The sequence below is a fragment of the Pseudomonas sp. C11 genome, assembly GCF_034683865.1.
Taxonomy (GTDB): domain Bacteria; phylum Pseudomonadota; class Gammaproteobacteria; order Pseudomonadales; family Pseudomonadaceae; genus Aquipseudomonas.
The window spans coordinates 164,563-177,686 of the sequence record NZ_JAWIIP010000006.1; the positions used below are offsets into that span (position 1 = coordinate 164,563).

Here is a 13,124-nt window from a genome sequence, read left to right on the forward strand (position 1 = left end):
CGATTTATTGAGCGCACGCAAGCTTCATGCCCGTTATTCGGAAACAAAAAGACCGCCCGGAGGCGGTCTTTTGGCGGATCGAGCGTTCTCGATCAGGCGAACGGATGACGCAGGACGATGGTCTCGTTGCGATCCGGGCCGGTGGAGATGATGTCGATCGGCGCACCGACCAGCTCTTCGACGCGCTTGATGTAGGCGCGAGCAGCGGCTGGCAGCTCTTCCAGGCTCTTGGCGCCCAGGGTGGACTCGCTCCAGCCCGGCATTTCCTCGTACACCGGCTGCAGACCGATATAGCTATCGGCATCGGTCGGCGCATCGACCAGCACCTGGCCGTTGGCATCCTTGTAACCGGTGCAGATGCGGATGGTTTCCAGACCGTCGAGCACGTCCAGCTTGGTCAGGCACAGGCCGGAGATGCTGTTGATCTCGATGGCACGACGCAGGATCACGGCATCGAACCAGCCGCAACGACGAGCACGACCGGTGGTGGCACCGAACTCGTGACCGCGCTTGGCGAGGAAGGCACCGACGTCGTCGAACAGCTCGGTCGGGAACGGACCGGAACCGACACGGGTGGTGTAGGCCTTGGTGATGCCAAGGATGTAGTCCAGGTACAGCGGGCCAAAACCGGAGCCAGTGGCGATGCCGCCAGCCGTGGTGTTGGAGCTGGTGACGTAGGGGTAGGTACCGTGGTCGATGTCCAGCAGGGAGCCCTGAGCACCTTCGAACATGATGTCCTTGCCTTCACGACGCAGATCATGCAGCACGGCTGTCACGTCAGCCATCATCGGCTTGAGTAGTTCGGCGTACTCCATGCACTCATCCAGGGTTTTCTGGAAGTCGATGGCCGGCTCTTTGTAGAAATTGACCAGCTGGAAGTTGTGGTAGTCCAGCAACTCACCCAGCTTGGCGGCGAAACGCTCGCGGTGGAACAGATCGCCGACGCGCAGACCGCGACGCGCGACCTTGTCTTCGTAAGCCGGGCCGATACCGCGACCGGTGGTACCGATCTTGGCGTCGCCACGCGCCTTCTCACGCGCCTGGTCCAGCGCCACGTGGTAGGACAGAATCAGCGGGCAAGCCGGGCTGATGCGCAGGCGCTCACGCACCGGCACACCCTTCTCTTCCAGCTTGGTGATTTCGCGCATCAGAGCATCGGGGGCGACAACCACGCCATTGCCGATCAGGCACTCGACGCCTTCACGCAGGATGCCGGACGGAATCAGGTGCAGGACGGTTTTCTCACCGTCGATCACCAGGGTATGGCCAGCGTTGTGACCGCCCTGATAACGCACCACGGCGGCGGCCTGCTCGGTGAGCAGATCGACGATCTTGCCCTTGCCCTCATCACCCCACTGGGTGCCCAGGACGACGACATTCTTACCCATAAACTTGTCCTCTTCGCGCAAGCTTCGATGCCGGCTACGGGCCGGCGAAAATGAATTCAGGACGCCAGGGGCGCCACCTGCCAACGTCCATCGCGCAGCGTCAGCAGGCGGTCACAGCCCGCTTCGCGCGCGTCCGCCTCGCTCTGCCCGGGCAGCGCCTGTACCACGCGCTCGCCCTCACCACGCAGATGACGAACGGCCTGCCACAGATAGAGATCATGATTGTCCGGCGCCCAGACACCGCTGACCGTTTCGTCCAGACGCATATCACCCAGGGTCACCAGGGTCTTCAGGTCGGTGGAGAAGCCGGTCGCCGGGCGGGCGCGCCCGAAAACGGCACCGGTATCGTCGTAACGACCACCCTGAGCGATGGCACCACCCTCGCCCGGCACGAACGCGGCGAACACCACGCCCGTGTGGTAGTTGTAGCCACGCAACTCACCCAGATCGAAATACAGCGGCAGCTCGGGATAACGCAACTCCAGCGCATCGGCGATCGCCATCAGCTCGTCCAGCGCGGCGTGCACGGCCTCCGGTGCCTCGACCAGAGCGGCTTGCGCCAGATCCAGCACTTCGCGGCCGCCACAGAGTTCAGCCAGCGAACGCAGCATGCTGCCGAGACCTGCAGGCAAGCCCGAGGTCAGCGCCTCGATCTCATCCATGGCCTTGCGCTGCAGCGCATCGAACAGCTGCTGCTCGGCCTCGCCGGAAAGTCCGGCAGCCTGCGCCAGGCCGCGGTAGATGCCGACATGCCCGAGATCCATGTGCACATCAGGTACGACCGCCAGCTCCAGGGTTTCCACCAGCAGGCTGATCACTTCGATATCGCTGGCCGGGCTGGCATCGCCATACAGCTCGGCGCCCAGCTGGATCGGGCTGCGCGAGGTGGTCAGCGCGCGCGGTTTGGCGTGCAGCACGCTACCGGCATAGCACAGACGGCTCGGCCCTTCGCGACGCAGGGTGTGCGCGTCGATGCGCGCCACCTGCGGCGTGATATCGGCACGAAAGCCCATCTGCCGCCCCGATAACGGGTCGGTCACCTTGAAGGTACGCAGGTCGAGATCCTGTCCGGCACCGGTCAGCAAGGATTCCAGGTATTCGATATGCGGAGTGACGACGAACTCGTAACCCCAGCGTTGAAACAGATCCAGCACCTGACGGCGGGCTGCCTCGATGCGCGCCGCCTCCGGCGGCAGTACTTCTTCGATGCCATCTGGCAGCAGCCAGCGGTCTACCGTTGCCATTTCGCCATTCCCCTCTCGATCCGGGCGGCACAAGCCTTCAGTGAAGCAAATAAAGGAGCGCTGTTCCCAGCAACATGCTGGTCAGCCCCATCAGGCGCAGTCGGCGGTCGGGCAGGCGAGCTGCCAATACAACCGCTCCACGCCATTGGCGCGGATAGAGGAAGGGCAGGATACCTTCCAGCACCAGTACCAGACGCAGCGCGATGCCGAGTTCCTGCCACATGATTCCCACAGACGCAAAAAAGCCGGGATTTTCCCGGCTGCCGCATGATACCACGCTAAAACATTCAGGCCACAAGCTTGAAGCGACAAGTGAACGCCAGGCGTCACTTGTCGCTATCTAGACGAGCTCAGGGCTTGGACTTCTCCAGATAACGGAAGAAGTCGCTGCTCGGGTCGAGCACCAGCACGTCACGCTTGTCGGCGAAGCTCTCGCGGTAGGCTTTCAGGCTGCGATAGAAGCCATAGAACTCCTGATCCTGACCATAGGCCTTGGCATAGATGGCAGCTGCCTGGGCGTCACCATCACCGCGCAATTCTTCCGACTGGCGATAAGCCTCGGCGATCAGAACACGGCGCTGACGGTCAGCATCGGCACGGATACCCTCAGCCAGCTCACGGCCCTTGGCACGATGCTCACGCGCCTCACGCTCACGCTCGGTGCTCATGCGCTCGAACACACTGCGGTTGACCTCGCGCGGCAGATCGATGGCCTTCACCCGTACATCCACCACCTCGATACCCAGCTCACGCTCGGCAGCACGATTGAGGGTTGCGGTCACGTCCGCCATCAGTGCATCACGCTCACCCGACACCGACTCGTGCAGGGTGCGCTTACCGAACTGGTCACGCAGCGATGCCTCGAGACGGCGCGCCAGGCGCTCGTCAGCCACTTGCTTCATACCGGAGGTTGCCTGGTAGAAACGCTCGGCATCCTTCACTCGCCACTTGGCATAGGCATCGACCATAAGCGCCTTCTTCTCCAGGGTGAGGAAGCGCGAGGACGTCGAGTCCAGCGTCAGCAGGCGACCATCGAAGATGCGCACCTGGTTGACGTAAGGGATCTTCATATGAAGACCCGGTTGCACGTCAGGATTGACCACACGGCCGAACTGCAGCAATACCGCACGCTCGGTCTGCGCCACGATGTAGAAACTGTTCCATGCCACCAGGGCCAGAACCACGGCCACGATCAGGCCGATCAGGGACTTGTTGCTCATCAACGGCTCTCCCGGCTACGCAGGTTACGTTGGGACAGATCGCTGCTCGCAGGTACGGCTGGATCGCTGGCCATGTTACCAGTGCCGCCCACTGGGCTGGCGCTGGAGGAACCGGCACGGCTGTCGATCATCTTGTCCAGCGGCAGATAGAGCAGGTTGTTCTGCCCCTTGTCGCCGGTGACCAGCACCTTGCTGGTGTTGCTCATCAGCTCCTGCATGGTGTCGAGGTACAGGCGCTCGCGAGTGACCTCGGGTGCCTTGCGGTACTCGGTCACCAGCTTGGTGAAGCGGTCAGCCTCACCCTGAGCACGGGCAATGACCTCATCACGATAACCGTTGGCCTCTTCCAGCATGCGCTGCGCCTGGCCGCGCGCCTCTGGAATCACACCGTTGGCATAGGACTCGGCCTGGTTCTTCTCACGCTGCTCGTCTTCACGCGCACGAATCACGTCGTCGAAGGCTTCCTGCACTTCACGCGGCGCAGCCGCACTCTGGATGTTGACCTGAGTGACGGTGATACCCGTGGCGTAGTTGTCGAGGAAGCGCTGCAGGCGCTCACGCACCTCGCTGGCCATCAGCTCACGACCTTCGGTGAGCACCTGATCCATCTCGGTGGAACCAACCACGTGACGCACGGCACTGTCGGTAGCGTGCTGCAGGCTGACCTCGGGCTGATCAACGTTGAGGACGAAATCCTTCAGGTTGCTGATGCGGTACTGCACCGTCAGCGGCACCTCGATGATGTTCTCGTCCTCGGTGAGCATCGCCCCCTGCTTGCTGTAGGCACGCTCGCGGGTGACGTTCTCCTGATACTTGCGATCGAACGGCGGGAAGTAGATGTTCAGGCCCGGGCCGACGGTCTCATGGTACTTGCCGAAGCGCAGCACCACGGCCTGCTCCTGCTCGTCGACGACATAAATGGCGCTGTACAGCCAGATCACGGCCAGCAGGCCGAGGCCGACCAGCAGCAGGCCGAAGCCACCGCCGCCACTGCGACCGGAGTCGCCGTCGTTCTGCTTCTTGCCACCGCCGAACAAGCCGTTGAGGCTCTCTTGCAACTTGCGGAACGCTTCGTCGAGGTCTGGCGGGCCCTGCCGACCACCGCCTTTTTTGCGGCCGCCCCAAGGGTCTTGATTGTTCGAGTTTCCACCCGGCTCATTCCAAGCCATAGCGTTCTCCGTACTGATAAAGCGAAGGCGCGCCCACGGCGCGCCGGCCAATGCTACCCAAAGCCCTGTATCGACAGCAAAGCAAGCGTCCCAGGCTTTATTGCAAAGTATGTTGCTCGATGAACGCCTGTGGCTCCAAACCTTCACGACTCACCAGACGATTGAGCTCAACCCTCGGCAGCCTTACCGACAACAGACTCTGCCCCTGTTCATCATGCCCTTCGTTCTGCACCGCTCCGAGAGCGAAGAACTGCGCTCGCAAGCGCCCCAACCGCTGCGGCAACTGCAAGGTGCCGACGAAAAGATCGTCACCGAGCAGCTCTGCCACTGCCTGTCGCAGCAAGTCCAACCCACGCCCTTCACGCGCCGACAGCCAGACACGCACCGGCTTGCCGTCACCATCACGCTGGATCTGTGGCTCGACACCTTCCAACAAATCCAGCTTGTTGTATACCTCGAGCATCGGCAGCTCATGAGCGCCGATTTCCTGCAGGACGTTCTGCACCTGTTCGATCTGCGCCATGCGCTCGGGCTCATGGGCATCGATCACGTGCAACAGCAGGTCGGAATTGCTCGACTCTTCCAGCGTAGCGCGGAAGGCCTCGACCAGCTTGTGCGGCAAATGACGAATGAAGCCCACGGTATCGGCCAGAACGATCGGCCCGAGATCATCCAGCTCGAGGCGACGCAAGGTCGGATCGAGCGTGGCGAACAACTGATCGGCCGCGTATACCTCTGAAGTGGTCAGGGCATTGAACAGCGTGGACTTGCCGGCGTTGGTGTAACCCACCAGCGAAACCGATGGAATGTCCGCACGCTTGCGCCCGCGGCGCGCCTGCTCACGCTGGCTGCGCACCTTTTCCAGCTTCTGCTTGATCTGGCGAATACGCACGCGCAACAGCCGACGGTCGGTCTCCAGCTGGGTTTCACCCGGGCCACGCAGACCAATACCGCCCTTCTGCCGCTCGAGGTGAGTCCAGCCACGTACCAGGCGCGTGCTCATGTGGTCGAGCTGAGCCAGCTCCACCTGCAGTTTGCCTTCGTGGGTACGCGCACGCTGGGCGAAGATATCGAGAATCAACCCGGTGCGATCGAGCACACGACACTCGAAAGCGCGTTCGAGGTTGCGTTCCTGACTGGGCGTGAGGGTGTGATTGAAGATGACCAGATCAGCCTCGAGGGCCTTGACCTGATCACGCAGCTCTTCGACCTTGCCGCTACCGATGAGGTATTTCGCGGTTAATCGAGTACTGGGGACACTGAAGAAAGCGGCCATGTCAGCGCCTGCCGACATGGCCAGTTCCTGAAACTCCTGGGGATCTTCGCTCGCCTCGGAGTCCTGGCCCTCCAGATGCACCAGAATGGCCCGTTCACCGCCTTCATGACGTTCGAAGAACAATGCAGCCCCCTAATCAGGCGTTACCCAGATCACCCTCGCCCTGCTCGGAATCACCTGCGCTGGGCAGACGAACCGGACGGCTCGGCACGACGGTGGAAATGGCATGTTTGTAGACCATCTGGCTGACGGTGTTCTTCAGCAGAATGACAAACTGGTCGAAAGATTCGATCTGGCCCTGCAGCTTGATGCCGTTGACCAGATAGATGGAAACCGGGACGCGTTCCTTACGCAGGGTATTGAGGTAAGGGTCTTGTAGCGAATGCCCTTTTGACATGTGCCGCACTCCTTTCGAGGATCAAATTTCAATAGTTTTAGTAGGTGAACAATGGCTTCAGGTCGCCCATCTTCTAGGATAGACGGCAAGCGGCAAGGTCTCATTCCAATATGGAGACGCTCGCCAGGTATTTCAAGGCGCGAGACAGATTGTCGCAGGCCAGGCTGTCCAGCCACTGCAGATCGCCCCAGCCACGCAACCAGGTGAATTGACGCTTGGCCAACTGACGCGTCGCGATGATGCCGCGTTCGGTCATTTCTGCCCGGGACAGCCCGCCATCCAGATACTCCCAGACCTGGCGATAGCCCACCGCTCGTATAGACGGCAATCCCGCATGCAAGTCACTTCGCTCGCGCAAGGCTTCGACCTCTTCGATGAAGCCCTGTTCCAGCATCGCGTGAAAACGTTGCGCGATACGTGAATGCAGAATCTGCCGTTCGACCGGAGCGATAGCAAGCTGCGCAACAGTATAGGGCAATTGTCCTGAACCGAGCGTGTCTGAGTCGGGGTTTCCAGCCTGCTGTCGCCGACGGTGCTCGCTCATGCTCAGACCGCTGACGCGATACACCTCCAGCGCCCGCACCAGCCGCTGTGGATCATTGGGGTGGATGCGCGCCGCCGACTCGGGATCGACCTCGGCCAACTCACGATGCAGCGCCTCCCAACCCTCCACCGCTGCGCGCGACTCCAGTTCGGCACGCACGAGCGGATCGGCGCTGGGCATGTCGGCCAGTCCTTCGAGCAAGGCCTTGTAATACAGCATGGTGCCGCCCACCAGCAGCGGGATGCGGCCGCGCGCGGTGCTTTGCGCCATCGCCGCCAGGGCATCGGCGCGGAAATCGGCAGCCGAGTAGCTTTGCGTCGGATCGAGGATATCGATCAGGGCATGGGGAAATTCGGCGAGGACAGCCTTGTCCGGCTTGGCCGTGCCGATGTCCATGCCCCGATAGACCAACGCCGAATCAACGCTGATCAGGTCGCACGGCAGCACGCGCGCGAGCTCCAGCGCCAAGTCGGTCTTGCCGGCGGCGGTGGGCCCCATCAGAAAGATTGCGGGAGGAAGGGAAGACATCGGCATGACTCGAAACACGAAAAGGAAGAAGCCCTGACGACAGGGCCTCAGTAGCTCACTTACTGGCCGCGCATGAACAATTTGTCGAGCTGATCCATGCTCAGCTGCGTCCAGGTCGGGCGCCCGTGGTTGCACTGACCGCTACGCTCGGTCTGTTCCATGTCGCGCAGCAGTGCGTTCATTTCCGGCAGAGTCAGCCGCCGATTGGCACGCACGGCACCGTGGCAGGCCATGGTCGCCAGCAACTCGTTGAGGTGGGCTTGGATGCGGTCACTGGTGCCGTACTCGAGCAGGTCGGCAAGCACATCGCGCACCAGCTGGGTGGCCTGTGCCTGCTTGAGCAACGCCGGAATTTGACGAATCGCCAGGCTTTCCTCACCCAGACGCTGCAGCTCGAAGCCGAGGCGCTGGAACCAATCGGCGTGCTCCTCGGCACAATCGGCCTCGCGCTGACTCAAGGCAATCGACTCCGGCACCAGCAGCGGCTGGCCGCGCAAGCCCTCGCAGGCCATTGCCTGCTTCAGGCGCTCGTAGGTGATCCGTTCGTGCGCGGCGTGCATGTCCACCACGACCATGCCCTGGGCGTTCTCAGCCAGGATGTAGACGCCCTTGAGCTGCGCCACCGCATAGCCCAGCGGCGGTATGTCCCCCTGCTCCTGGGGCAAGGCCTGCACCGGAGCCGTGGGCAGCGGTGCGTAATAATCCCGGTAAGCCGCCTGCGCCTCGGCAGCCGGGACGCCCGGATTGCTGGTCGGCGCCTGGTAGCCGGCACCAGCACCTCGCCACGCTGGCTGCGGATTGGCCATTGGAGCCTCCAGCACACTGGCGGCAAGCCCCATTTCACCCTGCGGACCGAACTCGCCCGCTGCCGCACCGGTTGCACGCACCATGGGCGCCACGGTAGTCGGCGCCGCGACCTGATCCTCAGGACGCACATCAGCCAGCGCCCGGTGCAGGGTGCCGTAGAGGAAGTCGTGCACCATGCGGCTGTCGCGGAAGCGCACTTCGTGCTTGGTCGGGTGCACGTTGACGTCGACCGTGCTCGGGTCGATCTCGAGAAAGAGCACGAAGGTCGGGTGCCGACCGTTGAACAGCACGTCGCGATAGGCCTGACGCACGGCATGGGCGACCAGCTTGTCGCGCACCATGCGGCCGTTGACATAGAAATACTGCAAATCCGCCTGGCTGCGTGAGAAGGTCGGCAACCCGACCCAGCCCCACAAACGCAGGCCGCCACGTTCGATCTCGATGGGCAACGCCTGTTCGAGAAAGGCCGGGCCGCAGACCGAAGCCACACGCCGCGCGCGGGTCATTTCATCACCCGCCTCATGCAGAGCGAACACGGTCTTGCCGTTGTGGCGCAGATGGAAGGCCACATCGAAACGCGCCAGGGCCAGGCGCTTGATCACTTCCTGCAGGTGATCGAATTCGGTTTTCTCGGCGCGCAGGAACTTGCGCCGCGCCGGGGTATTGAAGAACAGGTCTCGCACTTCCACCGAGGTGCCGACTGGATGCGCCGCGGGCTGCACACGCGGCTCCATGTCGCGTCCTTCGGTCTCGACCTGCCAGGCCTGCTCGGCATCGGCCGTGCGGGAAGTCAGGGTCAGGCGCGACACCGAGCTGATCGAAGCCAGCGCCTCACCACGAAAGCCCATACTGAGCACAGCCTCGAGGTCTTCCAGTTCACGAATCTTGCTGGTGGCATGACGCGCCAGCGCCAGCGGCAGGTCATCCGGGGCAATGCCACTGCCATCGTCACGCACCTTGAGCAGCTTGACGCCACCTTGCTCGACTTCGACATCGATACGCCGGGCACCGGAGTCCAGGCTGTTTTCCAGCAACTCCTTGGCGACCGAGGCCGGGCGTTCGACGACCTCACCGGCGGCGATCTGGTTGGCCAGGCGCGGAGTCAGCAGGCGGATGCGGCTTGGTTCACCCATCATTGAGCAGCCAGCGCAGTGGCAGGAATCTGCAGGGTCTGGCCGACCTTGATCACGTCACTATTGAGGTTGTTGGCGCTGCGCAGGGCCGACAAGCTGACCTGATAACGCTGAGCGATCAGCGCCAGGCTTTCACCGGACGACACCCGATGCTCGCGCGGGCCGATGGCCAGCTTGCCCTCGTCACGCAGCCAGGCGACGTACGTTCCTGGTGGCGGATTCTCGTGAAAGAACTGCTTGACCCCGCTGGTGATGGAACGCGCCAGCGCCTGCTGGTGACCGGAGCTGTGCAGCTTCTTGGCTTCATTAGGGTTGGAAATGAAGCCGGTTTCCACCAGGATCGAGGGAATATCAGGCGACTTGAGCACCATGAAGCCGGCCTGCTCGACACGCCGTTTGTGCAGCGGCGTGACGCGGCCGACGTTGTTCAGAACTTTCTGGCCAACGTTCAAGCTGGATGTCAGCGACGCGGTCATGGACAGATCCAGCAGCACCCCGGCGAGCATCTTGTCCTTGTCATCGAGGCTGACGTTGCCAGCGCCGCCAATCAGGTCGGACTGGTTTTCGGCGTCGGCCAGCCAGCGCGCGGTTTCCGAGGTGGCGCCGCGCTCGGACAACGCATACACCGAGGCGCCGAACGCAGACGAACGCGGCGCGGCATCGGCATGGATGGAGACGAACAGGTCAGCGCCCTTCTTGCGGGCGATCTCGGTGCGTTTGCGCAGCGGGATGAAGTAGTCCCCGGTGCGCACCAACTCACCCCGGAAACCCTTCTCGGCATTGATCTGCCGCTGCAGTTCCTTGGCGATGGCCAGGGTCACGTTCTTCTCGTATTGCCCCTTGACCGGAGCCAGCGCGCCCGGATCCTCACCGCCGTGTCCGGCATCGATGGCGATGACGATGTCACGCTTGCCGCTGGGCACAGGGGTGAGTTTTGGCGGTGCCTGGGTCGGGGTCACCGGCAGTGGTGGCTCGCTGGCCGCCGGGGTCGGAGGCTGCGTAGCCGATGCTGCCGCACTGGGCTGATCGAACAGATCGACGACCAGGCGATTGCCATATTGCTGATTCGGCGCCAGGGAGAAGCTTTTCGGCGTGACCGCGGCGGAAAGATCGATCACCACGCGCAGGTTATCCGCATCACGCTGCGCCGAGCGGATGCTGGTGATCGGGGTATTGGCAAGCGAAAGCTGTTCGAGGTTGGTCGCCAGCTTGGCTCCGGAGATGTCGATGACGATGCGATCCGGCGCGGCGAGCGTGAACACGCTGTGCTGAACCGGGCCGGACAGATCGAATACCAGGCGGGTGTTGTCCGGCGCGCGCCACAGACGCACGCTGCGCACATCGGAAGCAGCCAACGCCTCGGCAGCCAGGGCCGCCCACAACAGCATCACAGCGGTAACCAGCGCGCCTATGCGCATAACCAACCCCATCGAATCTTCTCTATATCTTGCTGGCCAGCGCGTTGCACCAGGCATCCCCGCGTGCCCCATGCCCTTGCAGCAATAGCGAGCGGCCGCTCGCTTGGGGGCTAATGGTAATGTCCATGTCCGGCTTTGGCAAAACGCCCGCACCACGCTGGGGCCACTCGATCAGGCACAAGGCATCGCCTTCGAAGTAATCGCGAATGCCGAGAAACTCCAGTTCCTCCGGATCGACCAGGCGATACAGGTCGAAGTGAAAGGCTCGCACATCGCCGATCTCGTAGGGCTCGACCAGGGTGAAGGTCGGGCTCTTGACCGCCCCGGCATGCCCCAGGCCGCGCAGAATGCCGCGTGACAGCGTGGTCTTGCCGGCGCCGAGATCACCGTGCAGGTAGATGATACCGACGCCACCACTGACCTCGGCCAGGCGCGCTCCCAGCTCCAGCATGGACGCCTCGTCGGCGGCCTGCAGCCTCAATTCAGACAAGGACAGAACTCCTCCAGTAATAGACGAATGGTTGTCGGCAGATCAGCCGCTGCCAGGCCGCGCCCCTGTGCGCCCAGTTGCTCACCGGCGCTGGCATGCAGCCATACGGCCAGGCACGCGGCCTCAAAAGGCTGCATGCCTTGCGCCAGCAACGCACCGATCAGACCGGCCAGCACATCGCCCAGCCCGGCTCCGGCCATGGCGGGATGCCCGCGATCACAGAGCGCCAGGCGACCATCAGGCGCGGCAATGAGGCTGCCGGCGCCCTTGAGCACGACAACCAGGCCATAACGTGCAGCCAATTGGCGGGCGGCGTCCGGACGGTCGGACTGCACCTCGGCGGTAGAGATCCCCAGCAGACGTGCCGCCTCCCCCGGATGCGGCGTGATCACCCCGAGCACCGGGGCGCGACAACGCCCGGCGGCCAGCAGATTGAGCGCGTCAGCGTCCCACACCTGCGGCATCTCGGTGGCGGCCATCACCGACAGCAGGCCGAGGCTCCAGGCGCCCTGCCCCAGGCCGGGCCCAACCACGCCGACATCGGCGCGCTGCGCCAACGGCAGCAACTGATTGGCGGAGAGCATGCCCTGGGTCATGACTTCCGGCCGGCGAACCAGGGCCGCCGCAACATGCTCGCTGCGGGTCGCCAATGACACCAGGCCGGCACCGGCACGCAGCGCACTTTCCGCGCTGAGCAGCCCCGCGCCGCCCATCCCCAAGTCGCCTGCAACCACCAGCACATGGCCGCACTGGCCCTTGTGCGTGGTAGGCGAGCGCGGCGCCAGACGCGGCAACACGCCAACGTCCAATCGCTGCGCCACACTCGGCGCCTGTGCCAGCAAATCGGGGTCACCCTGGAGATCATCGAACTGCAACGTACCGGTGCAGGCTGGCCCTTCGCCCGTCAGCAGGCCGATCTTCAAAGCAATGAAGGTCACCGTCAGTTGCGCGCGCACCACGCTGCCGAGCACGGCACCGGTATCGGCATGCAGGCCGGATGGAATGTCTACCGCCAGCACCGGCAGACCACTGGCGTTGATGGCGGCGATGGCTGCGACATAAGGCTCACGCACGACACCACTGAGGCCAGTGCCCAGTAACGCGTCGACCACGACACCCGCCTGAGGCAGATCGGCACGCCAGGCCAGCACCTGCACGCCCGCCGCCACGGCCTCATCACGCGCCAGCGCAGCGTCGCCAGCCAGCCGAGCAGGATCGCCGACAGCCAACACACGCACACGCCAGCCGGCACGCTGCGCCAGCGCGGCGATCAGGTAGCCATCACCCGCGTTATTGCCGCAGCCGGCGAACACGGTGAGCTCACCCGCGTCGGGCCAGCGCCTGCGTAGCGCACGCCAGGCAGCATGGGCGGCACGGGTCATCAGTTCGAAGCCGGGCGTGCCGGCGGCGATCAACTGAGCATCGAGCTGACGTACCTGTTCGGCACTGTGCAGGCTGCAAGGTAAGGACGTGGATTGCGGATGCATGGCTCGCTCGCGGCGGATGTCTG

12 protein-coding genes are annotated in these 13,124 nt (G+C 63.4%); all 12 read right to left on the bottom strand.

Annotated features, from left to right (window positions below; all coding sequences use genetic code 11):
- Nucleotides 1-92: 92 nt before the first annotated feature.
- Complete coding sequence (locus VC352_RS11850) at nt 93-1,388, bottom strand: adenylosuccinate synthase (protein WP_322979757.1); 1,296 nt, start codon at nt 1,386-1,388, stop codon at nt 93-95.
- A 56-nt stretch (nt 1,389-1,444) separates the two neighbouring features.
- The gene (locus tag VC352_RS11855) at nt 1,445-2,632 is read right to left on the bottom strand and encodes an ATP phosphoribosyltransferase regulatory subunit (RefSeq protein ID WP_322979758.1); all 1,188 of its coding nucleotides are present in this window, start codon (nt 2,630-2,632) and stop codon (nt 1,445-1,447) included.
- A 37-nt stretch (nt 2,633-2,669) separates the two neighbouring features.
- The gene (locus VC352_RS11860) at nt 2,670-2,855 is read right to left on the bottom strand and encodes a DUF2065 domain-containing protein (protein ID WP_322979759.1); all 186 of its coding nucleotides are present in this window, start codon (nt 2,853-2,855) and stop codon (nt 2,670-2,672) included.
- A 127-nt stretch (nt 2,856-2,982) separates the two neighbouring features.
- A complete protein-coding gene (gene hflC, locus VC352_RS11865) occupies nt 2,983-3,852 on the bottom strand; it encodes a protease modulator HflC (protein WP_322979760.1) in 870 nt (289 codons plus the stop codon).
- Nucleotides 3,852-5,021 (bottom strand): FtsH protease activity modulator HflK, encoded by a 1,170-nt coding sequence (gene hflK, locus VC352_RS11870; RefSeq protein WP_322979761.1) that lies wholly within the window; start codon nt 5,019-5,021, stop codon nt 3,852-3,854. The genes hflC and hflK overlap by 1 nt, the downstream gene beginning before the upstream one ends.
- A gap of 97 nt (nt 5,022-5,118) precedes the next feature.
- Nucleotides 5,119-6,420, bottom strand: a complete 1,302-nt coding sequence (hflX, locus tag VC352_RS11875) for a ribosome rescue GTPase HflX (RefSeq protein ID WP_322979762.1) — start codon at nt 6,418-6,420, stop codon at nt 5,119-5,121.
- 13 nt (nt 6,421-6,433) lie between these two features.
- Entirely contained in the window at nt 6,434-6,694 is a 261-nt protein-coding gene (gene hfq / locus VC352_RS11880; RefSeq protein ID WP_159970151.1) for an RNA chaperone Hfq, read from the bottom strand.
- A 100-nt stretch (nt 6,695-6,794) separates the two neighbouring features.
- Complete coding sequence (miaA, locus tag VC352_RS11885; RefSeq protein ID WP_322979868.1) at nt 6,795-7,766, bottom strand: tRNA (adenosine(37)-N6)-dimethylallyltransferase MiaA; 972 nt, start codon at nt 7,764-7,766, stop codon at nt 6,795-6,797.
- A 59-nt stretch (nt 7,767-7,825) separates the two neighbouring features.
- Nucleotides 7,826-9,706 (bottom strand): DNA mismatch repair endonuclease MutL, encoded by a 1,881-nt coding sequence (gene mutL / locus VC352_RS11890; RefSeq protein WP_322979763.1) that lies wholly within the window; start codon nt 9,704-9,706, stop codon nt 7,826-7,828.
- Entirely contained in the window at nt 9,706-11,136 is a 1,431-nt protein-coding gene (locus VC352_RS11895) for an N-acetylmuramoyl-L-alanine amidase (RefSeq protein ID WP_322979764.1), read from the bottom strand. The genes mutL and VC352_RS11895 overlap by 1 nt, the downstream gene beginning before the upstream one ends.
- 10 nt (nt 11,137-11,146) lie before the next feature.
- Entirely contained in the window at nt 11,147-11,614 is a 468-nt protein-coding gene (gene tsaE, locus VC352_RS11900) for a tRNA (adenosine(37)-N6)-threonylcarbamoyltransferase complex ATPase subunit type 1 TsaE (RefSeq protein ID WP_322979765.1), read from the bottom strand.
- Complete coding sequence (locus VC352_RS11905; RefSeq protein ID WP_322979766.1) at nt 11,602-13,101, bottom strand: NAD(P)H-hydrate dehydratase; 1,500 nt, start codon at nt 13,099-13,101, stop codon at nt 11,602-11,604. Before VC352_RS11905 ends, tsaE begins: the two co-directional genes overlap by 13 nt.
- Between the last annotated feature and the right edge of the window lie 23 nt (nt 13,102-13,124).

Bases quoted from the DNA above. Each gene is read 5' to 3' on its own strand.
- VC352_RS11850 (WP_322979757.1), bottom strand. From the start codon at position 1,388: ATGGGTAAGAATGTCGTCGTCCTGGGCACCCAGTGGGGTGATGAGGGC.
- VC352_RS11855 (WP_322979758.1), bottom strand. From the start codon at position 2,632: ATGGCAACGGTAGACCGCTGGCTGCTGCCAGATGGCATCGAAGAAGTA.
- VC352_RS11860 (WP_322979759.1), bottom strand. From the start codon at position 2,855: ATGTGGCAGGAACTCGGCATCGCGCTGCGTCTGGTACTGGTGCTGGAA.
- hflC (WP_322979760.1), bottom strand. From the start codon at position 3,852: ATGAGCAACAAGTCCCTGATCGGCCTGATCGTGGCCGTGGTTCTGGCC.
- hflK (WP_322979761.1), bottom strand. From the start codon at position 5,021: ATGGCTTGGAATGAGCCGGGTGGAAACTCGAACAATCAAGACCCTTGG.
- hfq (WP_159970151.1), bottom strand. From the start codon at position 6,694: ATGTCAAAAGGGCATTCGCTACAAGACCCTTACCTCAATACCCTGCGT.
- miaA (WP_322979868.1), bottom strand. From the start codon at position 7,766: ATGTCTTCCCTTCCTCCCGCAATCTTTCTGATGGGGCCCACCGCCGCC.
- mutL (WP_322979763.1), bottom strand. From the start codon at position 9,706: ATGGGTGAACCAAGCCGCATCCGCCTGCTGACTCCGCGCCTGGCCAAC.
- VC352_RS11895 (WP_322979764.1), bottom strand. From the start codon at position 11,136: ATGGGGTTGGTTATGCGCATAGGCGCGCTGGTTACCGCTGTGATGCTG.
- VC352_RS11905 (WP_322979766.1), bottom strand. From the start codon at position 13,101: ATGCATCCGCAATCCACGTCCTTACCTTGCAGCCTGCACAGTGCCGAA.